The following is a 23,209-nucleotide window of genomic DNA, read 5'->3' as shown; positions in this document are numbered from 1 at the left end:
TTCCGGACAAATACTGACATCAAACGTTGATCCATCGTGGCTGCCGCTGCATATTAATTCCATAATACCAAAAAAAACCTCCATTTCCTACACAGGAAATGGAAGTTTAATAATCTTGTAACCTTTTGAAGCCTGATTGCGAAATTAGGCGAACAAGCGCTCCCCATGTTTTTTCTCGTAAGCATCGATTGCACTTTCATGCTGCAGCGTCAAACCGATATCGTCCAATCCTTGAAGCAGGAATTGACGACGGTGCTCGTCGAGGTCAAAGTCGATGTGCAATCCCTGATCATCGGTAATCGTTTTGTTCTCCAGATCCACGTTCAGTTTATAGCCTTCGTTCGATTCCGTCCGCTGGAACAGCTCTTCGACCTGCTCCTCCGACAATTTGATCGGCAGAATTCCGTTCTTGAAGCAGTTGTTGTAGAAAATATCAGCAAACGATGGAGCGATGACCACGCGGAACCCGTAGTCGAGAATCGCCCAAGGCGCATGCTCGCGGGAAGATCCGCAGCCAAAGTTGGCACGCGAGATCAGGATGGTCGAACCCTGGTAGCGGGGCTGGTTCAGCGAGAAGCTGTCGATATTGCCTCCCTCTTCATCAAACCGCCACTCGTAAAACAGAAACTGTCCAAATCCCGTGCGTTCAATCCGTTTCAAAAACTGTTTAGGAATAATTGCGTCCGTATCTACATTCACCCGGTCGACAGGTGCGACAATACCGTTTAATTTCGTAAATGCTTGCATAAACTTCTCCTCCGTCCTTCTTAGCTCACAACTTCTTCGGCTGCAAAGTTCCAATCACGTACATCCACGAAGCGTCCTTTAACCGCAGCTGCCGCTGCCATTGCCGGCGATACGAGATGCGTTCTGCCCCCGCGGCCCTGGCGACCTTCGAAGTTCCGGTTGGATGTGGAAGCGCAGCGCTGTCCAGGCTTCAGTACATCCGGATTCATCGCAAGGCACATACTGCAGCCTGCTTCGCGCCATTCGAAACCTGCCTCGACGAAAATTTTGTCGAGCCCTTCTTTTTCGGCCTGAATCTTCACTCGGCCCGATCCCGGAACGACGATGGCGGTCACATTGCTGGACACTTTATGTCCCTTCGCTACAGCTGCTGCTGCCCGCAAATCCTCGATGCGTCCATTCGTGCAAGAACCGATGAAGACATAGTCGATCGGAATCTCGGACATCGGAGTCCCTGGCACAAGCGCCATGTATTCCAGCGCCTTCTCCGCTGCCTTGCGCTCGTTCTCGGTCTTGAAGTCTGCAGGGTTAGGAACCGTCGAGGAAATGTCGGTACCCATTCCCGGGCTCGTTCCCCAGGTTACTTGAGGGATCAGCGTTTCCACGTCGAATTCAACCACCACGTCGAACTCGGCGCCTTCGTCTGTCACAAGCTCTTTCCAAGCTGCTACAGCGGCATCAAAAGCTTCGCCCTGCGGAACATATTGACGTCCGCGCAAATATTCAAACGTCGTTTCATCCGGAGCGATCATGCCCGCTCTGGCTCCGCCTTCAATGGACATGTTGCACACCGTCATACGCTCTTCCATCGACAACTCGCGGATGGCTTCGCCCGTATATTCGATAACATAGCCTGTTGCAAAATCGGTTCCGTACTTCGCAATGACGCCAAGGATCATGTCCTTCGCCGTTACGCCCGGATTGCGGCGGCCAACAAAACGAACTTCCATGGTTTTCGCTTTAGCCTGCTGCAAACATTGGGTTGCCAGGACGTGCTCAACCTCGCTCGTACCGATACCGAACGCCAGCGCACCGAATGCGCCGTGAGTGGATGTGTGGCTGTCGCCGCACACAATCGTTTTGCCGGGATGCGTCAAGCCAAGCTCAGGGCCCATAACGTGCACTACGCCTTGGTCAATCGTGTCCAGATCGTACAGGGTAACACCAAAATCCTGACAGTTCTTGGTCAGGGTGTCGATTTGCTGCTTCGAAATCGGATCCGTGATGTTAAAACGGTCTTTCGTCGGTACGTTGTGATCCATCGTGGCGAAGGTAAGTTCCGGGCGGCGCACTTTGCGGCCGCTGAGACGCAGACCTTCGAAGGCTTGAGGGGAAGTCACCTCGTGAACCAAATGCAGGTCGATATACAAAATACCCGGCTTGCCTTCTTCCTGATGAATCACGTGGTTATCCCAAATTTTTTCGAACATTGTCTTCTTACTCATCATAATCACCCCATTGTTCTTTACGTCCATGAGAAGATAATTGCTTGAGTCCCTTATCCCTATTGGGAAGGCCTACAACGCATCATCTTTACGTTGATAGTAATATATCATTTCCTTCTTCATTGTTCCAAGATATAATATCTATAGATGTAATAGGATTCAGCTATAACGGAGTGATGCTTACATGGAACTGAGACAACTGCAATATACGCTGCAAATCGCGGCGGACAAAAACTTTTCGCGCGCCGCGGAGAAGCTTCATATCGCCCAGCCTTCCCTGAGCCAGCAGCTTTCCAAGCTGGAGAAAGAGCTCGGGGTGCTGCTGTTCCAGCGCAATACGAGCAACGTCGAGCTTACCCATGCCGGTGCCAGCTTTGTCGAGCATGCGCAGAAGATCATGGACGCCGTCGAGCAGCTGAAACAGGAGATGTCGGACATCTCCCAGCTGCGCAAGGGGAAAGTCGTCGTGGGCAGCATGCCGATAACCGGCTCTCATCTGCTGCCCCGAGTTTTGCCTGCTTTCAAAAAAGGATATCCGGATATCGAAATCACCCTTTTGGAGGACTCCTCCATGAATTTGGAGAAGCTGACGGCGAGCGGCAAGGCGGATCTCAGCCTGCTTGCGCTGCCCCTGGCGGAGCCGTCCTTGTCCTGGATTCCGATCGGCGAGGAAATGATCGATTTGGCGGTTCCTCCCCAGCACCCGCTTGCGCTGCGGGCGGCCTCCGATCCCGTACGCCCCATTACGATCGACGAAATCCGGAACGAAGCGTTTGTCGTGCTCAAGAAGGGTCAGGGCTTCCGGAAGCTTACCTTCGATATATGCCGGGAGGCCGGCTTCGAGCCGAACGTTGTATTCGAGAGCAGCAACATCGAGACCCTCCAGTCTCTGGTCGCTACCGGGATGGGGATCACGCTGGTTCCCCGGTTCATTGCCCGTGCGAAACGCAGCGAGTTTATTCCGGTATATCTGCCGCTCGCGGATCCGGTGCCGAGCCGCACGCTGGTCGTCGCTTACCGAAACGGCCGGTATTTGTCCAAAGCGGCGGATGCGTTCATCGACACGTTCAAGCAGGTCATGGACAAGCTTGTGGTAGAAGGCGTTCAGGATAAATAAACGCAAATGAGTGAAGAGCAAAGAGGCACAGCCATCGTCGAACGACAAACGGCTGTGCCTCTTTTTCTTTTTTACCTGAAAGCCAAAAGATTACCCATGATCATCATAAACCGAACCCTATTTGCGCAAATTATGCTGGTCGATCATTCGGTTCTGTTCGTCCGCGGTACGGGACTGATCCTGAATCGATTCGTTTTTCCCGTTCCCGCCTCCGGCTACGCTCTCAACAAAATTGCGGAACTGCTCTTTCTGTTCTTGTTCCTGTTCATTGTTTCGGCTGTCGAATTGGTTGTTCTCTGCCATGATTCAAAGCCTCCTCTCAGACGGATTACCCATAGTATACCCGCCGCTGCCCAGATGAAACTTCATATTTGGAGGTTTGGATCTTACATGTTCTATTGGACATACAAATGAGGCCGACGGTCCTCAAAAACCGGTATGCGTCCTCTCACTTCATCCGTGAGCTTGCAATCCAGCGTGCCTGTCACGATCGTTTCCCGCTCATCCCCTTCGGCGATGATCTCGCCCCATGGGTCAATGATCATGGAATGACCGAAAAAGTCCGTTCCGCCGCTGGTTCCTACGCGATTGCAGGCAACGACATACATTTGGTTCTCGATCGCCCTGGCGATGAGCAGCGTTCTCCAATGATGCAGCCTCGGATGGGGCCATTCCGCAGGCACGAACAGCACTTGAGCGCCGCCGAGCGCGAGGGTGCGGGACAATTCCGGAAACCGGATATCGTAACAGATCGACGCGCCCGCCTTCATTTCTTCCAGATCAAAGGTTACGGTCTGCTGTCCGGCTTGCAGGAACTTCTCTTCGTCCATCAGGCGGAACAAATGGATTTTGGAATATTTGGCGATCTGCTCCCCGTTCCGGTTAAAGACGTACATGCTGTTATAAATCCGGTCATCGATCCGTTCGGCTACGGAACCGCCCACGACTTGGATGCGGTGTTTTCGAGCAAACTCGCTCAGCATCGAAGAGGTTTCTTGCCCCATAGGGTCGGCGAGCTCTTGGATCCGGTCCAGCGCATATCCGGTGTTCCACATCTCCGGCAGCACGATCACGTCCGGCTTATGGTTCGCAGCTGCCGCCTTCTCCATCATGCCGAGCATGTTATCCATGTTGGCCTGGACGTTGCCTATTTCAATGTCACCTTGAATAAGTGCGATATGAAGCTGAGCCTTTGCTTCTCCAGTCATCTTGCAGCCTCCCGTTGTTTGAGTTGAATCCAAGGGCGGCCTCCATGCGATCATGAAACGCATAGGCCGGTTCTTCTTCCAGGGTTCAACCTTCTCTTATATGTCATCATCATAGCCTCTCCAGCGCCGCTGCTGCAACACCCTAGCCCCATTTCCCTCTATACACCCCTGATAAATCGTGTTAAATTAATCCTAATTGTTTTCCATTATAGACGTATTTAGAGTGTAATCAGATAACGGAGTGATGAACCTGCAATGAACAAAAAGCCAGACGTTTTCCACATAGAGCCGGCCGAGATCATGGCCCAGCTGCCTACGCAATTTTTCGCGACCCTGGTCTCCAAGGTAAACCGCCAAGTGTCTCAAGGGTATGATGTAATCAATCTCGGGCAGGGAAATCCCGATCAGCCCACGCCGCCTCATATCGTATCGAGCCTGAAGGAGGCGGCCGACAATCCGCAGTTTCACAAATATTCGCCTTTTACCGGCTTTTCCTTTCTGAAGGAAGCCATCGCGCATCGATACAAGGAGGACTATAACGTCGATCTGGATCCGGAAACGGAAGTCGCCATTCTGTTCGGGGGAAAAACCGGGCTGGTGCAGCTGCCGCAAATCCTCCTGAATCCCGGGGATGTCTGTCTTGTCCCGGACCCGGGTTACCCGGATTACTGGTCAGGCGTTGCTCTCGCCCGCGCGCAAATGAAGTTCATGCCGTTAACCGCAGATAACCGCTTCCTTCCCGACTATGGCGCTATATCGCCTGCAGACCGGGAAAAAGCGAAGCTGATGTTCCTGAATTACCCGAACAACCCGACATCCGCCGTCGCTCCTTTATCCTTCTACGAGGATACGGTGGCATTCGCCGCCGAACACGGGATTGTGGTAGCCAGTGACTTTGCATATGGGGCGATCGGTTTTGACGGAGACCGTCCGGTCAGCTTCCTGCAAGCGGAAGGCGCCAAGGAGGTGGGCGTGGAATTCTACACCCTCTCCAAAACCTACAATATGGCAGGATGGCGTGTCGGCTTCGCCCTGGGGAACCGAAACATCATCTCGCTGATCAATATGCTGCAGGACCATATCTATGTCAGCCTGTTCGGCGGCATCCAAGCGGCTGCTGCTGCGGCTCTCACCTCGTCGCAGGACTGCGTCGACCAACTGGTGTCGCGCTACCAGTCGAGAAGGGATGCCTTCTTCGGCGCCCTGTCCGAAATCGGGTGGCAGGCCCCGAAACCGGCCGGCTCCTTCTTTAGCTGGCTGCCCGTGCCGAAGGGATACACCTCGGTATCCTTTGCCGACTTGCTGCTGGAGGAGGCCAAGGTGGCCGTCGCGCCTGGCGTAGGCTTTGGGGATCACGGCGAGGGGTATGTCCGCGTCGGCCTGTTAAGCAGCGAGGAACGAATGCGGGAAGCCGCCTACCGGATTGGCAAGCTGAACCTGTTCGGCTAACCTAATTCCTTTTGAAAAATCAAAAACGATGTGCTATTCTTGCAATAACAATCGAATGCAGTTCCCAAACGCAAAGACGGGACCAGTACGAAAGCATGCGGCACGATGATCAGAGAGCAAATTCCATGGGCTGAAAGAATTTGCCGTGACCCCTTTCCGAATCCTACCCCCGAGCGGCCTGGCTTGCCAGGACAGCGCCTTCTGTTACAGGGCCAAAGCCGGATGAGCTGCGCTCATCAATAAAGGTGGTACCGCGGAAGTCCAACTTTCGTCCTTTCTCATACAGGACGAAAGTTTTTTTGTTTTCAGGGAAATGGATTCGTAACAGCCATTCCTACCATCATAAATACAAGGAAGTGATCACGATGCTCTCGCGCATCGTCGTAAAGATTGGAAGCAGCTCCCTAACGACAGACGAAGGCGGACTTAATCTGGATTCGGTCGCGTTTTTTGCCGGGGAACTTGCCGGGCTCCGCGAGGCCAGCCATGAAGTTCTCCTCGTGACCTCCGGAGCCGTCGCAGCAGGGTTTAGGGAGATCGGGTACGAGACGAGGCCCAAGCTGCTCCATGAGAAGCAAGCATCCGCTGCATTGGGCCAAGCGCTGCTCATGCGGGCTTACCAGAATGCGCTGGCCTCCCATCAACTGAAAGCGGCCCAGATTCTGTTGACGAGAATGGACTTTGCGAACCGCAAACGCATGAACAACGCCAGCATGACGATTACGGAGCTTTTGAAGCAAGGCGTCATCCCCATCATTAACGAGAACGACACGGTTTCGATTGACGAGCTGAAATTCGGCGATAACGATACGTTATCCGCACTAGTCGCCAACCTGGTCCGCGCTCAGCAATTAATCATCCTGACCGATACGGACGGCTTATACACGGCCGATCCGCGCAAGTCGCCGGATGCCATAAAATACGAGGAAATTCATGACATTACCGATGAAATTTACAGCATGGCGGGAGGGGCCGGCTCCAGCGTCGGAACCGGCGGCATGCGCTCGAAAATCGATGCCGCCAAAATCGCCACCCGCGGCGGCGTTCCCGTATTCATCGGTAAAGCCAACGAGCCCGGCGATCTGGTGAAAGCATTGGAGCACAGCGGCAAAGGTACGTATTTTGCCACTCACCTGTCGGCCCTGCCTGTGAAAAAGCAATGGCTCGGCTTTATGTCCTCGCCGCTGGGTCGGATCGTAGTCGATCCCGGTGCCGAGAAGGCGCTGATCCACGGAGGTCACAGCCTCCTTCCCGTTGGCGTTAAACGGATCGAAGGCAGTTTCCATGCAGGCGATGTGGTGGAAGTCGTCAATATGGACAACGTAAGGCTCGGCAGAGGCATCGTCAATTACGACGAGGACCAGCTGCAGGCCGTGCTCGGATTGCCGAGCAGCCAAGTCATCGGTATTATCGGCGAGATCCATCGGCTCGAGGTTATTCACCGCGATGAATGGATTACGTTAAAATAGTCCGTATCGCATCCCGAAGTTAAATCTTTTTATCACCTATACGAAGGAGGAATCATCATGAGTGAGGTACGCAATAAAGCTCAGCTCGCCAAGCAGGCTGCATTTCGTCTTGGCAGACTGAGCACGGAGGAGAAAAATCAGGCGCTGCTGATCATGGCCGACGCCCTGATCCAACGGACGGCAGATATCATGGAAGCCAACGCAGAGGATCTTCGGCGCGGGAAGGAGCTTGGCACCTCTGCTTCCCTGCTGGATCGGCTGGCACTGAACGAAGCCAGAATCGAGGGCATTGCCGAAGGGTTGCGCCAAATCGTGGAGCTACCGGACCCGATCGGTGACACCTTGGAAACGATCGATCGTCCGAACGGACTGAACATCGTGAAGAAACGCGTTCCCCTGGGCGTGATCGGCATCATATATGAAGCACGTCCCAATGTGACGGTCGATGCCACCGGGCTGTGCTTGAAGACGGGCAATGCGGTCGTCCTGCGGGGCGGATCATCCGCCCTCTCCTCCAACCGCAAAATCATCGAAGTGCTTCACGAAGCTATGGAACGCACTGCGCTACCTAAAGAAGCGCTTCAGCTTATCGAGGACCCGAACCGCTCCTCCGTGGATGAAATGCTGAAACTGAACGGACTGCTGGATGTCATCATCCCGCGCGGCGGCAGCTCCCTGATCCAGAACGTCGTGATGAATGCCACCGTGCCGGTCATCGAAACCGGGGCGGGCATTTGCCATACGTACCTGGACGCATCGGCACAGCCGGACATGGCCGCTGCCATCAGCATCAATGCCAAGGTGCAGCGCCCTTCGGTCTGCAATTCCATGGAAACCCTGCTCGTTCATGCGGAGTATGCCAAATCGCACCTGACTTCGCTGGCCGAAGCTTTCCGTGTGCGTAATGTCGAGCTGCGCGGATGCCAGCGAACCCTGGAATATATCCCTTGGGCTGCCGTCGCAACGTCCGAGGATTACTCGACAGAGTATAACGACTATATTTTGAACATTAAAATCGTGGACCGCCTGGATGAGGCCATCGAGCACATTTCGGTATATGGCACGAAGCATTCCGAATGCATCGTAACGGAGAACGAGGATCATGCGGAGCGTTTCCTGCAGGAAGTAGACGCAGCGGCTGTCTATCATAACGCTTCGACCCGCTTTACCGACGGCTTTGAATTCGGCTTCGGCGCCGAAATCGGGATCAGCACCCAGAAGCTGCATGCCCGGGGACCTATGGGGTTACCCGCGCTTACTTCCTCCAAATATGTTATTATCGGTAGTGGTCAAATACGCGAATAAATCATTCATCCCAAGCCATGAAGGAGGAACAAAACGATGTGCCAATCCCCGCAGAACCGACCTTTAATAGATAAAGCAATCACCTTCTACGGCGCAGGCTCGATGGCCGAAGCGATCGTACGAGGATTAGTGAGCCGTTCTGTCGTGCTTCCCGAGAATATTACGATGCTGAACCGTAGCAACGCCCAGCGCCTTCTGGAACTGAGCGAACGGTACGGCGTCCAGATCAACAACGATGAGGCCGCCAAAATCGAAATTTTGAAAACCTCGCCGGTGATCGTGCTGGCCATGAAACCGAAGGATGCCGCCAAAGCGCTGAAAGAACTGGGACCCAAGCTCTCCAGCGACCAATTGATCATCTCCGTGATCGCCGGACTTTCGATTTATACGACGCAGACGCTGCTAGGAAACCAGCAGCCCATTGCAAGAACGATGCCGAATACATCCGCTTCGATCGGGCTTGGTTCCACGGGCATTGCGTTCTCGAAGGAAATCAGCGAAGAACAGCGTCAGCTCGTGCTGACTTTGTTCGAGGCAGTCGGCCACGTAACGGTCATCGAAGAAGAGAAGATGGACATCCTGACCGGGATATCCGGCAGCGGCCCGGCTTACTTCTATTACATGATGGAGGCCATGACCGCAGCGGGAATCCGCGGCGGCCTGACGCCGGAGCAAAGCCGCGAGCTGACGCTTCAAACGATTCTGGGTGCCGCCCGCATGGTCCAGCAGACCGGGGAACAGCCATCGTCGCTGCGCGCGAAGATTACATCGCCGAACGGATCGACGCAAGCTGCCCTGGAAACGCTCGACAAAGGCGATTTCTTCGAAACGGTCATTGCCGCCGTAAACCGCTGCGCTGAGCGCTCCAAAGAAATGGGCGCGATGCTGAAGGAGCAGATCTCATGAGCCGCTGTATTGCAACGTACCGAATTTATGACGACCAGGCGGATTTCCGTAAGAAAGCGACCTCCATCGCCGTTGGCATGACGGTTGGCAGCTGGACCGAGCTGCCGCAGGCCAAACGCGAAGCCATGCAGAAACATCTTGGCGAGGTCGTTGACATTCAGGTTCACGAGGGCTGGGAGCCGGGCAGCCGTTATGCGGATGTCAGCATCGCTTATCCGGACATCAATTTTAGCCGGGATATTCCTGCCCTGTTGGTGACCGTGTTCGGCAAAATTTCCATGGACGGGCGCATCAAACTGACGTCCCTGGATCTGTCTCCTGACTTCCTGAGTGCATTTCCCGGACCGAAGCATGGCATTGACGGAATCAGAGGCCTTCTCGGCGTCCATGACCGCCCGCTGCTCATGAGCATCTTCAAATCGGTGATCGGACTGAATGCGGACGAGCTTAGAGCCCAATTTATCCGCCAGGCGCTCGGCGGCGTGGATCTGATCAAGGATGACGAAATCCTGTTCGAGAACGACCTCACCCCGATTGAAAAACGGGTCAGCATGTGCATTCAGGCCGCTGCGGACGTCGAACAGCAGACGGGCAAAAAACTGCTGTACGCGGCCAATTTGACCGGCCGTACATCGCAGCTGCGCGAGCAAGCATTGCGAGCGATCGATGCAGGCGCCAATGCCCTGCTCTTCAATGTGCTGTCCTACGGGTATGACGTCCTGCACGAGCTGAGCAGCGATCCGGAGATTACGGTACCCATCGCGGCTCACCCAGCGCTTGCCGGCGCCATCTATCCTTCTCCGCACTATGGGATTGCGGCACCTGTGCTGCTCGGCCAGCTGATGCGGATCGCCGGAGCCGATCTGGTGCTCTTCCCTTCTCCTTACGGCTCCGTCACGATGCCGAGGGAAGAGAATCTCGCCATTCGCGACGAGCTGCATAGCGCTAAACTTGGCGTGAAGCGAAGCATGCCGGTACCGTCCGCGGGAATTCATCCGGGACTCGTTCCGCGCATCATCCGGGATTTCGGCACCGATGTGGTCGTTAACGCAGGCGGCGGGATCCACGGTCATCCGATGGGAACCGAAGCGGGCGGCAAAGCCTTTGTACAGGCGATTGAGGCAACGATGAAATCCGTGCCGCTTGCCCACTATGCCGAAGAGCACGAAGAACTGAAAGCCGCACTGGACATCTGGGGAGGAGAAGCATGACATCAGGAGCAAAACAGCCGATTATTTTTTGCGATTTCGACGGAACTATCACGAACAACGATAACATCGTTGCCATCATGAAACACTTCAAACCGGAAGGCTTCGAGCCGATCATGCAGGATACGGTTGACCGCACCATTTCAATTCGGGAAGGCGTTGGCCGCATGTTCGCCCTCTTCCCTTCCTCTATGAAAGAAGAAATTACCGAGTATGTGCTGAGCCATGCCGGGATCCGGGAAGGCTTCGCAGCGTTCCTTGACTATTTGAAATCCGAGCAGATCGAGTTCTATGTCACAAGCGGCGGCATCGATTTCTTTGTCGATCCTCTGCTGAAGCCCTTTGGCATACCGGCGGACCATATCTTCTGCAACGGTGCCGATTTCGAAGGGGATCGCATTGAGATTACCTGGCCGCATCCTTGCAAGGAATCCTGCCATAACGACTGCGGCATGTGCAAGGTTACGGTGATGGACCGTTTTCCAGCCGACCGATATTACCGGATTCTCATCGGTGACAGCCTTACCGATTTTGAAGGCGCCAAGCAGGCCGACTTGGTCTATTCCCGCTCCACGCTTACCGAGCAGTGCAAGAAGCTTGGCGTGTTTCATGTACCATTCGAGACATTTACCGATATCCAGAACGACATGAAAGACAAGTTTACGCAGGAGGTGCTGTAAGTGGCATTTTCAGATATCCAGCTCGAACAGAAGCAGGCTGCGCTGCAGGAACTTAGAGGAATCAAGGAACTGTTTGCATCCAGAAACTGGTTCCCGGGCACCAGCGGCAATCTTTCCGTCCGTGTTGGCGAATTCCATCCGGAGCAGTTTTATTTTGCCGTCACGGCCAGCGGAAAAGACAAATCCGTACATACGCCGGAGGATTATCTCTTTGTGGACCAGAACGGTGTCCCTTGCGAAGCAACCGGCTTAAAGCCCAGCGCGGAAACTTTAATCCACTGTGAAATCTACCGGAAAACCGGCTGCGGCGCCATTTTCCATGTGCACACCATCGACAACAACCTGATCAGCGATTGGTATGGTGAACAAGGTTACGTGCCTGCCCAAGGAATCGAGCTGATCAAAGCCTTTAACATTTGGGAAGAGGACGCGGCGATCCGCATTCCGATCCTGCCGAACTATGCGGACATTCCGCGGATTGCAGAGCTCGTTCCCGACGCGCTCGATCCGGCGGTACCCGGCATTTTGCTGCGTAACCACGGCATCTATGCCTGGGGCAAAAATGCGTTCGAAGCCAAAAAACATCTGGAGGCTTTTGAGTTTATATTCGAATACTCCTACCGCCGTTTGCTTATGAATGCAGCCGGTTCCAAGTAATTTTAGCCTTGCGGGGATTGAGCTTAATCAGCCGGATATCCCGCGTGACAGGTCCTGGCACCCTGAAATCCGACCGCTTCGGTTCGGGGTGCATCCGGCTTATCCTTCCAGAGGAGTGTGTAGGGTGCTTGAAAGCTTAGCCATCGGCGTCGTGTTTATTTTGTACGGGTTGGTCCTCTTTTTGATTCCGCCTAAAAGCTCCACAAGTTTTTATGCTTACAAAACGACGTCTTCACTCAAAAATGAACGGAATTTTAAAGTTGCCAATGCCTACGTCAGCTTGCTGCTGATGATTTTCGGAGTCATCCTGCTGCTGATCGCCAGGCTTACCGGCCACTTCATGACGACCGTGATTTCGACCGTCATCGTTTTTATCCTGATTTATATTCTCGTTGAACGAAAGCTAAAAAACCTGTAAAACGATCACAATCGTTTTACAGGTTTTTTCTTTGGAACGCTAAACGCTAGGTGAATCATAGCCGATTCTGATCCTGCTCCGATAAAGAGATCGAAGGCGACGGTACCGGATCCGGCGAAGAGTAGGCATTGACGACAAACAAGCAAGTCCCAACAAACAGAGCAATATACAACAAATAATACAGATTCTTGGCCACAATATCTCCCCCCATGTCTCGTTCATCATTACTGGTTGATTTGCGCACGCTTGATCATCGGTTGGAAATCTTCCAGGTGATGATCGGATTATTTAATCGTTGTCGGAATCATAAAATGGACGAATTCCACTCCGTGAATCCTTCTTCGAGCCTGTCATCAGCTTGATTCCTCCTCCGATGAGAAGCACCGCTACGATCACGGTTTTCATGTAGGTTCGAATCCGGTAATCCAGGTGCAAATCCGGAAACAGCGTTTCAATATAAGGCATCACAACGCTCGTAAATACGAAATAGATGCCAAGAATGAGCAGGCCAAGCCCGAGCCAGCGCTGCTGATTCCCAAGGCCCGAGATGATCGGCCGATCCCGGAGCGGCTCCCGGCCGTAGCGGCTGACTTGCTGCAAACCATCGAAAAAGGCATAAAACCAGATCAACGGGATCAAAAACAGAAATACCGAGAGTTTAAGCACATCCAGTACATAGATGCTGCCAAGAAATAGAACCATGAGTTGCAGTCCGCGTTTTTGCAAACCCAAATACATTTGACCCGCTCCGGGAAACGCCGATAGCAAGGTGGCAAACACTTTGCTGCGGCGTCCGCTCTCCCGGCCGCTCTCCAGCTCATCAAACAGCGTGCGGTCTATGAGCAGGTCCCCGGCTTGCTTGCGGTGAACCAGCTGTACCACGTCAAACATGCAATAAAGCCATATGATCGGCAGCATGCCCAAAAACAGCAGGAACACCGATTCATGAGTCAACCCCGTCAGGAACACCAGAATCGTTCCAAGTCCGAAAAAGGCGATCAAGAATGACAGCCCACGCTGCATCAAGCCCAGTTGAAAATGGCCAAGGCCGGGAATGAAGGACAGCAGGATGGTATAAAAGCGCTCGGACTCATCGCTCTTGTCTTGGCGAATCTCCATCGGCCGCCCGAATTCATCATGAATAATCGTGACGGGGGTATAACGGATCAACGCAATGAGCAGATCGAGCATGCTGATCCCCCAGATCATTAAAGCACCGAGAAGTCCCAGCGCAAATAATGCGTCGGAAGCCGACATGATTCCAAGCAAAATCCCGCCAAACAGGCTTCCGAAGAACAGCAGCGGATATAACAGCGCCCGTCCCTTCCTCCCCCAGTAATAATGGCCGAGACCCGGAAGGATATTGAGTATAAAGGCAAAACCTTTACTTCGTTGCGGTTGCACTAAGCATCTTCCTTTCATTTTTCTTATCTGGATAATAGCCGGTCCAGCCAGCCCGTTGTTTTTTCCACCCATTGCTCACTATAGGAAGGCGTATCGGATAAAGGGACCTGACCGCTAATCTCACTGGGAAGCAGCCGGTCGAATGCCCCGGTGAAGAGGAACAGCATCGTAATGGACGCCGCTATGGCATAATGGACGATGGCGCGTTCGTACCAGCGCTTGGGCCGCTCCTGAATCCGCAGCGGTGCTTTCGGGGTGTAAGGCTTAATCTGTTCATGTTCCACCACCTGCTCGGCAAATGCTTCAGGATCTGCCATACCGGGAAGTTCGGCATCAAGCTCCGACAGAACCTGCATATAGATCTCCAGCACGCCGTCATCCGATAGCATGAGCTCTTCATAAGAAGTTCGTTCTTCGGGCGAGCCTTCCCCTCTAACATAACGTTCGGTCAGCAGCTTGAGCTCGTGATCCTTGGCGTTCATTTCCACTCCTCCTCCTTCCACGATTTCCGAATCCATTGTCTGGCCCGGTATAATTTCGACTCAACCGTCTTGACCGTGACATTCAGCTCGGCTGCGATTTGTTCGTAGTTTTTCTCTTCCAAATAAAAAGCCGTAATAATGACGCGGTGATTGTCCGGCAATGCTTCAATTTTCTCTCGAAGTTCCTCTCTTCTCTCCTTATGTATGAGCAGAGAAACCACATCCTCGTCCCGGGAAGGGAGTTTATCCAGCACTTCTGCATGTTCGCCGGGCAGCTGCTCCGGCGGTTTACGGGAAAGCTTCCTCTTCATGTCAATCGCTTTGTTCAAGGCGATGCGGGTAATCCAGGTCTTAAAACCTTCAGATCTGTACTGGGGGAGAGCTTTGTATACTTGTATGAACACTTCCTGCGACGCATCCTCCGCTTCCTTGGCATCCCGCAGGACCGAATATGCCGTATGGAACACGTGCTGGCTGTATTGGTTCACCAGTTCCCGAAAGGCTTCTTGCTCACCTTGCAGGATGCGCGCGATTAACGTTTCTGCATCAATAACTCTCCCCTCCTTCCCAAATACATAGACGTCAGCTTTATGAGCTGCCCCTGCACTTTTTCAAAAAAATTTTGGATCAATCTAAAAACAAGGACAAACACACTTGCCCCCTAGTTTGCCCGTACCGGCCAAAACAAAAAAAGAACGTCTATCGACGCCCTTAGGAAGGTTGCAGAATCATACCGCTAAGGACGAATAGAACGTTCATCACAAAATGCATGACCATGACGGGAGCCAATCCTTTCGAACGAATGGCTACGCCCCCCATCATGATACCAAAGATGGAAAACAACAGGCAAACGGGCCATGAAAAACCTAGGTGGTAATGGTATAAACCAAAGGTAGCTCCGGCGATGACAAGCCCTTTCAGCTCCCCAAACCCACTTACAAAATGACTAAGTATGTATCCCCGCCACAACAGCTCCTCAAGGACGGCATTGATCAGCGCAAATGATAGTGCATAACCGATAAGATCGAGAAATTGCGGCTGTCCCCAGTCAATAAAAAATGAAAATATGGCACAGACGTTAACCAGGAAAATAAGCATGAAACGCCAGATCGGATCCTTGAGCGGGTCCTTGAATATCCATGGAAAATGAATCGTTTTTCCCCATGAACCTGTGGCAAGGTATAACGGTTTTTCCTTCGTTAAAATGGCCGCCAGTGCAAAGGGTAATACAAATAATATCAGACTTAACCTCGATAGGATGATCGCCCAGGCATCGTGCCCCGCTAATCCATTTTTAATGATTTCACCAGAAGAATGATAGAGCATATAACCTATCGCCATGATAAGCGCCACGATGGCCGTGTCATTTATCTGAATCGATATCTTGCGTACGCTTCTAAGCTTGAACATAGTATATATTATCAGGATCAGTCCGATTCCCCACGCCACGGATAGAAGGAATGATGACCATTGAACCCATACGATGGTGGCGATCATGATGATCAAGCAGGTATTAAATTCACCTGGGTGGTTCGTTACTTGCAAGCTTTTCTCTCCCATTCTGTAACGCGTATGATGATAACATGATACCCTTCTATCATGACTGGATCAACTAGAGATTGGTGCATCGTCTATTTCTATGGGCTCTACCACATTCAGCAGAAACGGGCGTCCGCGCAAATATTCATGGATATAGGCTAGCGCATAGATTTGCTCACTCTTCAGACTTTCTGTCTCTCTTGGATTGGAGGCATGGTGACTATAATTCTCCATCATGATCATGATGAAAAAGCATTCCAGAGACTGAATATAATTCGAGCCCAACTTCCGCACGCTTTCATATCCTTGAAGCACTTTTAAACGTTGGTTCGGAACGAGTGACAACATTACCGCTGCCAAATCGTAAAGAAAATAACCATAGCCACATCTACCGAAATCAATCGGATGAGGAAATCCCCCTTCAAATACCAGATTCCCCAAATGCAAATCGGCATGAATGAGACCGTAGTTGAAATCGTCAGCGTTCATATGATCAAGCTGGGATATAACCTTTTCAGCTGCGAGTTGGTATAGTATAAATGAGGCTTCCGACAAAAAAGTCCCCGCATATCGTTCCAACTTGGCGAGCGCTTCTCTATAAGTGTTTATCCCCCATACCGGCCCCCGGCAATCAGAAGGTCTTTCGAAGCCAAGTGCCGCTTCATGCAGTTGGGCAATCAAGACACCTACCTGATAAGCCTGGTCTTCTGTAAGTCTTTCATGCGCATGCACACCATCCACCCATTTCATGACGGTAACAAGAGGTGCTCTGAATCCATGATCTGTATCGATTGTCAACCATCTTAACCCACTTGGAGTGGTTATACCTGTCGGCACTTTGATACCTGCGGTAATAAGGGCATCCAGAAATTGAAGCTCCAGGTCGATTTCATTGCTGCACCGCCGATCCGAATGAATTCTTAACAAGCAGGTTTCATCTATGTTCGTCCTAACTTGATATGTAATCGTGTCCGAAATACCGATAAATTCAATCTCAACCCATCTCAGGTTATATTGCTGAAGTGCCGATACCGCAACCCTTTTGGCTCTTTCGAGCAGCGCACATCTTTGTTCTTCTGTTTCAAATTGAAAAAACTCATTCATGAACTCACCTCTGCTCTATGGATTTGAACGTTCTTGAATGATTATAATTGCTCAGCGGCTGCATTTCGTATATAACGATTAGTTTAAAATGACTTTTAAACACAAGAAAAAAGCCACATCAGAATCAGTTCCAATGTGACTTGCATTTACTTGTTTTTGGTATACACGATTTTTTTGATGGAATCGCAGGATAAACAATACTGAGAAGAAAGCTGGTCAATCGTGGCGCCTGAAGCAAACAGCTGCCGGATTTCCAGGTTTCTTTTTTTCAAATACACCCGGCTGCCCGAGTTTTCTCCCCATTTCTTGCGCAATCCTTCGGGTTTCGGGATGTATACCATCCCGCCCTGTACATATTTTTGTACTTCCTTCAGCAATTCCTCGGGAAGTATAATATCCGCGTTTATATATTTCATGGTAGCTCTGCTCCTTAAAATTAAAATAAAGGTTTTAAGGATGCAAAGTCCAATAGATAAACGGCCCTCTCTACGCGAGGTAATCAGGCGGTAACTTTCTCATCGCTCCATGCAAACAACCGCCGTTGTTCATCATATAGACTTTGCATAGAGCTCATCGTCAATCTTCCCATCATGATCATGATCATGCCCCTCCCTTCACAAATTATGACATTCCGACTGGTTATGACCATTATAACCGATGTTAGGCGAAAAATCGAAGCCTCCGTCTCATCGGCAGGAGATCCTTAAACCGCTAAGCTTGCAAACGACCGGAGCATCTCCTCCACCGTTTTGAAGAAATAGGTCGGCTGGCATACCGTCAGCTCTTCCTCCGAACCATAGCCGTAACCTGCAGCCATGCTGTGTATCCCGCAATTCCGTGCTCCTATTAAATCATGCATCCGATCTCCGATCATGACGGCTTCCGAAGCATCAATACGGCAGGTATCCAGAACATGCTGAATGATTTCGGTTTTGGCGGACCGGGTGCCGTCCAGTTCGCTTCCGCACACCATGGTAAAATAAGCGGACAGCTGGAAATGCTCAAGTATCGTTTCCGCAAAAACCGCAGGCTTGGAGGTAGCGACATACAACTGTCGCCCTTGCGATAACAGTAAATCCAATACATCGCGAATGCCGACATATACTTCATTTTCATACAGGCCGGTGTCCTTGAAATATTCACGATAGCTGAGAATTGCTTCCCAAGCCTCGGCCTCGTTGAAATGGTACTTTTCGGTGAAGGTCTCCTGGAGCGGGGGACCGATAAAACATTCCAGCTCGGAAAGATCGTTGACGATAATCCCTTGCTGACCGAGTGCGTGCCTCACAGCTTTCGTGATGCCTTCGCGCGGATCGGTCAGGGTTCCGTCCAAATCAAATAGAATATGCTTGTATTTCAATTCGATCATTCTCCTTCTTTCATGATTCCTAAGTCAGATCCTTAAGCTCCATAAGATCCTTGATCGTATAAGCAGGCCGATGACGGTCGCTTAAAGGGGCGCCCCGGCGATTATAATAACAAAAGTCAATTCCTGCATTCGCTGCTCCTTCATAATCATCCGTAAGCGAATCCCCTATGTACAGCACCTCGCTTGAGTCAACCGCTAATTCCTGCAAAGCAAGCTCAAAGATATGCGGATCCGGCTTCCAGTACTTTACTTCATCCGAAATGATGAAGGAATCAAAATAATGAAACAAGCCTCCTGCCGCAAGACGTTTGCGCTGTGCTTCACCAATGCCGTTGGAGATCGCGCCGAGCGCAAAATTGCCGTGCAGGTGCTCCAGTATAAGATCGGCATGCGGTTCCAAATGGGGGGAACTGCAAAATAACCCCCAGTATGTTTCCGAAATCTCCCGACACTGGTTAAAATCCCGCTTCAATCCAAGGAACGTGTCCGTGAAGGAGTGCTCCAACACCTGCCTAATGTCGTGATTATGCTGAATTCGGTTCATCCAGTAATTAAAATTGATCGGTCCGAATGTCCCCCAGAACTCATCCCACGTCAAATCCTCATGCAGACGGTATAACTCCAGCGCCTGCTGCATGCACTTCTTTTCGCTCTGACTGTAGTCTAGCAACGTGTTGTCCAGATCAAAAATAATGGCCTTGTATCTCATCTCCATCTCCCCCTCCGGCCGATGCTGCAACTATATGCATTCGCTAATCCGGAAAGGTTCTCCTGCTAATGAGGATCTGAAACGGTCGTTAGTTAATAAAGCGCTCTGCGATTTCTATCATGTTCTCTTTTGTTAGCTTCGCTTTGCTGTTCAATGCGATATGGTAATAAAGATCTTGAGCCTCATCCACCCAAGCCAGGCCCTGATTAAAATAGGCGTCTGCGTATCGAACGTATATCATCTCGTGTCCACCTGCCAGAACCTTTTCGACATGGTCCTTATCGGCATAATGAATCTCCTGCTTGGAGTTCATGGCGCTTCGCTTGGTTGCTATTACGCTGATCGAGGTTTCCATGTCGCTGCCTTTTACGTAGGATAGCGAAATCGAGCCCGCGCTGGGCGGTTTTATCTCCTTAACGAAAACACTTTTGCTTCCCGTCGATTCTTCCGCCTTCCGAATCAACTCATTTTGAATATCGTAATAAGCTTTCGTCGGTTCTCCCTCCTGAAACAAATCGGAAAGATCGGGGATAAAGGTAAGGGTTCCTTCATGAAACGAATACTCATTTAATATCCGGGAGGGAATATGGATGTCAGGCATTCCGCGCTTGCCGGCTTCCTCTCGAAATACGCCAAGATCTCCCAAATGTAACGAGCCTGCGTGGAATTCGAGCAATGTTTCCTTTCCATGAATCTCTCTCTTCAACTCATTGATCTCTTGGTTATGGATATAATAAGCGATGGCTTGGCCGGGAAGGGCCGAGCGAAAGGCTGAACTTCGGGAAGTGGTATCGAGCGAATACAATCGGTCCTGCTTTGCTTGTAATTCCTTAAAGTCCTCGGGCTCCGGTTTGGTCTCCAGCACCACTTTTCCCTCTTTGCTGCGGATCTGTACCAGTTCAGCTGCCGCATAAACCGTGACGGACAGCGAAGTCACCAGCAGCAGTGAGGCGGCCATCACGAGCGGTCTTCGGTACAAACTCGGCTTGCGTTTTTTGGCAGGAAGGGAAGCAATCCGTTCCATTACCGCATCCCTGACATCAATGACATAACGGCTTTTGGTGTGATGCACCCTCAGCTTTTCTTCCACGTCATCTCGTTGAAATTCCATAGCGGCTCCTCCTCTCGATTATGCATCCACTTTTTTAATTTTTGGATCAGTCGGCTGTAGCGTTTTTTGACCGTTTCCTTGGTTTTATCTAGAATTTGTCCGATTTCCTCAAAGCTCTTTTCTTCAAATATCCGGAGAATAAGCAAGTTCCTCTCATCGGGAGACAGCCTGCGAAGAGCGCGTTCCATCTGCTCGCTGATGATATAATTCTGAGCTTCCTGCTCTGCGCTTTCGACATGCTCCTTATCCGCCCTCAGTTTAGGAGCAATATTCTGAAAGTACCGTTTCCTTCGCAGCATATTCAGACAATGGTGATAAGCCATCTTATACAGCCAAGCAGAAAATGAGGTCTCTGGCTTATACGTCTCGAGTTTCTGGTAAGCCTTCACCATGATTTCCTGTACGGCATCCTCCGCATCCTGCCGCTGGTTCAGCAGTCTCCAGCAATACATGAAAATCTGCTGTTGAAATGCTTCAACGATATGTACAAAAGCTTGCCGATCCCCGTTTAACACCCGTTCTATGGTTACCTCGATGTCCAATTCCTTCATCTCTGGCTTCGTCGGTTGAATGCTCACTTTCGTTACTCCCCCCTCTCATCAGCAAATCTTCCACTGAAGATGCCTTCATGATTTATAACACATGACAGCGGAAAAAAGGGACAGCTAGTTTCTGTATTTTGCAAGTTTTATTCGTATAAGACCGCATTTTCCATCATGAGTCAGATCGCTTGGAAACGGAATTTTTCCATCCATCACATACAAAAAAAGCACGTCCTTTATGGACGTGCTTCTGAGCTATCTTCCGATATTTCTGAATTTCTGCGTATAGGCTTTGGCATCCTGTACGGTACGCACCCGGTTGCGGCTCCATTCGAGCAGGATCCGGTCAATGTAGCGGAAATGCAGTTTGCCCGCAAATACCGCCTCTTTTAGCGCTAACAGGATCAACTCGTCCGGGTAGCGGTCCGCGTCGACCCAGCCAGAGATTGTCTCCAGCTCCATCGGCGATAGCGGACGTCCGAATTCCTTTTCGAAAATGGTGAACAGATTCCGTTCTTCCTTCTCCGGAGCGGGTTTCTCCGATGCAGCTGTTTTGCCGGAAGCTGGTCGGGCATTCAACAGAGGCGAAGCAAACTTGGCTGCTTCAGGGCTTTTGTCCCTGCCCTCTTGGGCCAGGCACGCAGCAAGCTTCTCATACAATCCGTTCAGATTGTACCGCTCATAATGAATTCCCTGGCCCTCGTCGACATATTCATCAATGCCGATCAGTCCTACCTTCATTAGGCGCTGCAGGCTTGCAGCGATGAAGGCGGCAGGAGAGCCCGTTACCTCCGCAAGCTCCTCCAGCGAAGGAAACGTCTTAAACTCCACCTGCTGATACCCGATCAAATGGATGACCAGCATCGCTTCGCGATCGCTTAAACCAAGTGACCGGTAATGCCGGAGCAGGGCATAAGGAATGATCGCCATCCCTTGGCTCATGCCGGCAGCGGCGCCGGCCGTCCAACCGTTCATGCCGGTATCCGCGTTGCCGTGATCCATGGACTCACCTCTCACGGCTTACGGGTACATCCGGTACAGGGTCCGTGGGAACGGAATCGTTTCACGAACATGATCCAAGCCGCAAATCCACGCAACGGTACGCTCAAGGCCTAAGCCGAATCCGGAATGAGGCACGGTGCCGTATTTACGCAAATCCATATACCATTGATAAGTTTCCATCGATAGGTCATGCTCCTTGAAGCGCTCTTCGAGCAGCTGTGGATCGTCAATCCGCTGCGATCCTCCGATAATCTCGCCGTAACCTTCCGGCGCGATCATATCCGCGCACAGCACGACCTCCGGACGATTCGGATCCGGCTTCATGTAGAACGCCTTGATGCCCGCCGGATAATGGGTAATGAAGACCGGCTTGTCATACTTCTCGGCAATGGCCGTTTCGTGCGGCGCGCCGAAATCCTCGCCCCAAGGAATATCAAAATCCTGCGTGTGCAGGAATTCAATCGCCTCATCGTACGTAATCCGCGGGAACGGCGCTTGAATCGCCTCCAGCTTCGATATGTCGCGACCGATCGTTTCAAGCTCCTGACGGCAATTTTTAACGACGGATTGCACCACATGGCTGATGAACTGCTCCTGCACCTGAAGGCTCTCCTCATGGTCCGTGAAGGCCATCTCAGGCTCAATCATCCAGAACTCGATGAGGTGACGGCGGGTTTTGGACTTCTCGGCGCGGAATGTCGGCCCGAAGGAGTATACCTTGCCGAGTGCCATGGCAGCAGCTTCCATGTACAGCTGTCCGCTCTGGGTCAAATAGGCATCCTCATCAAAATATTTCGTGTGAAACAGATTGGTTGTGCCTTCCGCAGAAGTCGGGGTCAAAATCGGCGGATCCACCAGCGTAAATCCGTTGGTATCAAAGTACTCTTGAACGGCACGGATAATTTCTGCACGGATCACCATAATCGCACGTTGTTTCTGCGTACGAAGCCACAGATGACGATGGTCCATCAAATAATCGACACCGTGCTCTTTAGGCGTAATCGGATAGTTTTCCGTAAGATGTATAATTTCAATGCCGGTAACCGTCATCTCATAACCCGATTGGCTCCGCGGCTCTTCACGTATAACACCCGTCACATACAAAGAGCTTTCTTGTGTCAGGCTTTTCGCGTCTTCCCATACCTGTTCGGATACTTCGCTCTTCACTACAACGCCCTGGATATAGCCGGAGCCGTCGCGAAGCTGCAGGAATTGAATCTTCCCGCTGGAACGCTTGTTGTTGATCCAGGCGCCGATCGTGACGGTCTCGCCGACATGCTGGTTGACGTTACGAATCACACTTTTGGTGGCCATGCATAAATCTCTCCCTTATATCAC

26 protein-coding genes are annotated in these 23,209 nt (G+C 51.5%); 9 read left to right on the top strand and 17 right to left on the bottom strand.

What is annotated here, in order from left to right; genetic code table 11:
- Positions 1–144: 144 nt before the first annotated feature.
- Positions 145–747, bottom strand: coding sequence for a 3-isopropylmalate dehydratase small subunit (gene leuD, locus MHH82_RS11785; RefSeq protein WP_015734590.1), 603 nt, complete (start codon positions 745–747; stop codon positions 145–147).
- A 20-nt stretch (positions 748–767) separates the two neighbouring features.
- Positions 768–2,192 carry a 3-isopropylmalate dehydratase large subunit gene (leuC, locus tag MHH82_RS11780; protein ID WP_036665580.1) on the bottom strand — a complete coding sequence of 475 codons (1,425 nt, stop codon included), beginning with the start codon at positions 2,190–2,192 and terminating at the stop codon, positions 768–770.
- 184 nt (positions 2,193–2,376) lie between these two features.
- Here leuC and MHH82_RS11775 point away from each other — a divergent pair, with 184 nt between their 5' ends.
- On the top strand, positions 2,377–3,309 hold the full coding sequence (locus MHH82_RS11775; RefSeq protein ID WP_015734588.1) for a LysR family transcriptional regulator: 933 nt from the start codon (positions 2,377–2,379) through the stop codon (positions 3,307–3,309).
- Between the two features lie 117 nt (positions 3,310–3,426).
- Here the strand turns inward: MHH82_RS11775 and MHH82_RS11770 are convergent, their stop codons facing one another.
- Positions 3,427–3,612, bottom strand: coding sequence for a hypothetical protein (locus MHH82_RS11770; protein ID WP_009595149.1), 186 nt, complete (start codon positions 3,610–3,612; stop codon positions 3,427–3,429).
- A gap of 92 nt (positions 3,613–3,704) precedes the next feature.
- Complete coding sequence (locus tag MHH82_RS11765; protein WP_340965759.1) at positions 3,705–4,517, bottom strand: carbon-nitrogen family hydrolase; 813 nt, start codon at positions 4,515–4,517, stop codon at positions 3,705–3,707.
- Between the two features lie 255 nt (positions 4,518–4,772).
- Between MHH82_RS11765 and MHH82_RS11760 the strand changes: the two genes are divergently transcribed.
- The 8 genes from MHH82_RS11760 (at position 4,773) to MHH82_RS11725 (ending at position 12,609) form a co-directional block, all read left to right on the top strand.
- Entirely contained in the window at positions 4,773–5,966 is a 1,194-nt protein-coding gene (locus MHH82_RS11760) for a pyridoxal phosphate-dependent aminotransferase (RefSeq protein WP_251493974.1), read from the top strand.
- A 365-nt stretch (positions 5,967–6,331) separates the two neighbouring features.
- On the top strand, positions 6,332–7,435 hold the full coding sequence (proB, locus tag MHH82_RS11755; RefSeq protein WP_340969909.1) for a glutamate 5-kinase: 1,104 nt from the start codon (positions 6,332–6,334) through the stop codon (positions 7,433–7,435).
- Between the two features lie 57 nt (positions 7,436–7,492).
- Entirely contained in the window at positions 7,493–8,740 is a 1,248-nt protein-coding gene (locus MHH82_RS11750; RefSeq protein ID WP_340965757.1) for a glutamate-5-semialdehyde dehydrogenase, read from the top strand.
- 36 nt (positions 8,741–8,776) lie between these two features.
- A complete protein-coding gene (proC, locus tag MHH82_RS11745; protein ID WP_015734583.1) occupies positions 8,777–9,646 on the top strand; it encodes a pyrroline-5-carboxylate reductase in 870 nt (289 codons plus the stop codon).
- Complete coding sequence (locus MHH82_RS11740) at positions 9,643–10,857, top strand: 2,3-diketo-5-methylthiopentyl-1-phosphate enolase (RefSeq protein WP_009595157.1); 1,215 nt, start codon at positions 9,643–9,645, stop codon at positions 10,855–10,857. Before proC ends, MHH82_RS11740 begins: the two co-directional genes overlap by 4 nt.
- Positions 10,854–11,534 (top strand): 2-hydroxy-3-keto-5-methylthiopentenyl-1-phosphate phosphatase, encoded by a 681-nt coding sequence (locus tag MHH82_RS11735; protein WP_015734581.1) that lies wholly within the window; start codon positions 10,854–10,856, stop codon positions 11,532–11,534. Before MHH82_RS11740 ends, MHH82_RS11735 begins: the two co-directional genes overlap by 4 nt.
- The gene (locus MHH82_RS11730; RefSeq protein ID WP_015734580.1) at positions 11,535–12,191 is read left to right on the top strand and encodes a methylthioribulose 1-phosphate dehydratase; all 657 of its coding nucleotides are present in this window, start codon (positions 11,535–11,537) and stop codon (positions 12,189–12,191) included.
- 124 nt (positions 12,192–12,315) lie between these two features.
- Positions 12,316–12,609: an SdpI family protein gene (locus MHH82_RS11725; RefSeq protein ID WP_015734579.1), complete on the top strand. Its 294-nt coding sequence runs from the start codon at positions 12,316–12,318 to the stop codon at positions 12,607–12,609.
- Between the two features lie 55 nt (positions 12,610–12,664).
- On the opposite strand, the gene MHH82_RS11720 is transcribed toward MHH82_RS11725, so the two are convergent.
- The 13 genes from MHH82_RS11720 to asnS all read right to left on the bottom strand — a co-directional run bounded on the left by MHH82_RS11720 (position 12,665) and on the right by asnS (position 23,185).
- On the bottom strand, positions 12,665–12,805 hold the full coding sequence (locus MHH82_RS11720) for a hypothetical protein (RefSeq protein WP_009595238.1): 141 nt from the start codon (positions 12,803–12,805) through the stop codon (positions 12,665–12,667).
- 92 nt (positions 12,806–12,897) lie between these two features.
- Positions 12,898–14,013: a hypothetical protein gene (locus tag MHH82_RS11715; RefSeq protein ID WP_015734578.1), complete on the bottom strand. Its 1,116-nt coding sequence runs from the start codon at positions 14,011–14,013 to the stop codon at positions 12,898–12,900.
- Between the two features lie 23 nt (positions 14,014–14,036).
- Entirely contained in the window at positions 14,037–14,495 is a 459-nt protein-coding gene (locus MHH82_RS11710) for a hypothetical protein (protein WP_015734577.1), read from the bottom strand.
- Positions 14,492–14,983, bottom strand: coding sequence for an RNA polymerase sigma factor (locus MHH82_RS11705; RefSeq protein WP_015734576.1), 492 nt, complete (start codon positions 14,981–14,983; stop codon positions 14,492–14,494). Before MHH82_RS11705 ends, MHH82_RS11710 begins: the two co-directional genes overlap by 4 nt.
- Before the next feature lie 223 nt (positions 14,984–15,206).
- Positions 15,207–16,040 carry a CPBP family intramembrane glutamic endopeptidase gene (locus tag MHH82_RS11700; protein WP_340965752.1) on the bottom strand — a complete coding sequence of 278 codons (834 nt, stop codon included), beginning with the start codon at positions 16,038–16,040 and terminating at the stop codon, positions 15,207–15,209.
- Positions 16,041–16,103: 63 nt separating this feature from the next.
- Positions 16,104–17,138, bottom strand: coding sequence for a phosphotransferase enzyme family protein (locus tag MHH82_RS11695; protein WP_340965750.1), 1,035 nt, complete (start codon positions 17,136–17,138; stop codon positions 16,104–16,106).
- Between the two features lie 146 nt (positions 17,139–17,284).
- Entirely contained in the window at positions 17,285–17,554 is a 270-nt protein-coding gene (locus MHH82_RS11690) for a CD3324 family protein (protein ID WP_009595112.1), read from the bottom strand.
- Positions 17,555–17,841: 287 nt separating this feature from the next.
- Complete coding sequence (locus MHH82_RS11685; RefSeq protein ID WP_200868628.1) at positions 17,842–18,507, bottom strand: HAD family hydrolase; 666 nt, start codon at positions 18,505–18,507, stop codon at positions 17,842–17,844.
- 19 nt (positions 18,508–18,526) lie between these two features.
- Complete coding sequence (locus MHH82_RS11680; RefSeq protein ID WP_340965745.1) at positions 18,527–19,216, bottom strand: HAD family hydrolase; 690 nt, start codon at positions 19,214–19,216, stop codon at positions 18,527–18,529.
- Positions 19,217–19,304: 88 nt separating this feature from the next.
- A complete protein-coding gene (locus MHH82_RS11675; protein WP_145035574.1) occupies positions 19,305–20,327 on the bottom strand; it encodes a DUF4367 domain-containing protein in 1,023 nt (340 codons plus the stop codon).
- Positions 20,291–20,905 (bottom strand): RNA polymerase sigma factor, encoded by a 615-nt coding sequence (locus MHH82_RS11670; protein ID WP_145035572.1) that lies wholly within the window; start codon positions 20,903–20,905, stop codon positions 20,291–20,293. The genes MHH82_RS11675 and MHH82_RS11670 overlap by 37 nt, the downstream gene beginning before the upstream one ends.
- Positions 20,906–21,124: 219 nt before the next feature.
- Positions 21,125–21,871, bottom strand: a complete 747-nt coding sequence (locus tag MHH82_RS11665; RefSeq protein ID WP_340965741.1) for a DnaD domain-containing protein — start codon at positions 21,869–21,871, stop codon at positions 21,125–21,127.
- 18 nt (positions 21,872–21,889) lie between these two features.
- Entirely contained in the window at positions 21,890–23,185 is a 1,296-nt protein-coding gene (gene asnS, locus MHH82_RS11660; RefSeq protein WP_009595170.1) for an asparagine--tRNA ligase, read from the bottom strand.
- Between the last annotated feature and the right edge of the window lie 24 nt (positions 23,186–23,209).

It is taken from the genome of Bacillus sp. FSL K6-6540, assembly GCF_038007545.1.
The sequence above is the reverse complement of the archived record's forward strand: the minus strand, read 5'-3'. Positions and strand labels throughout refer to the sequence as shown.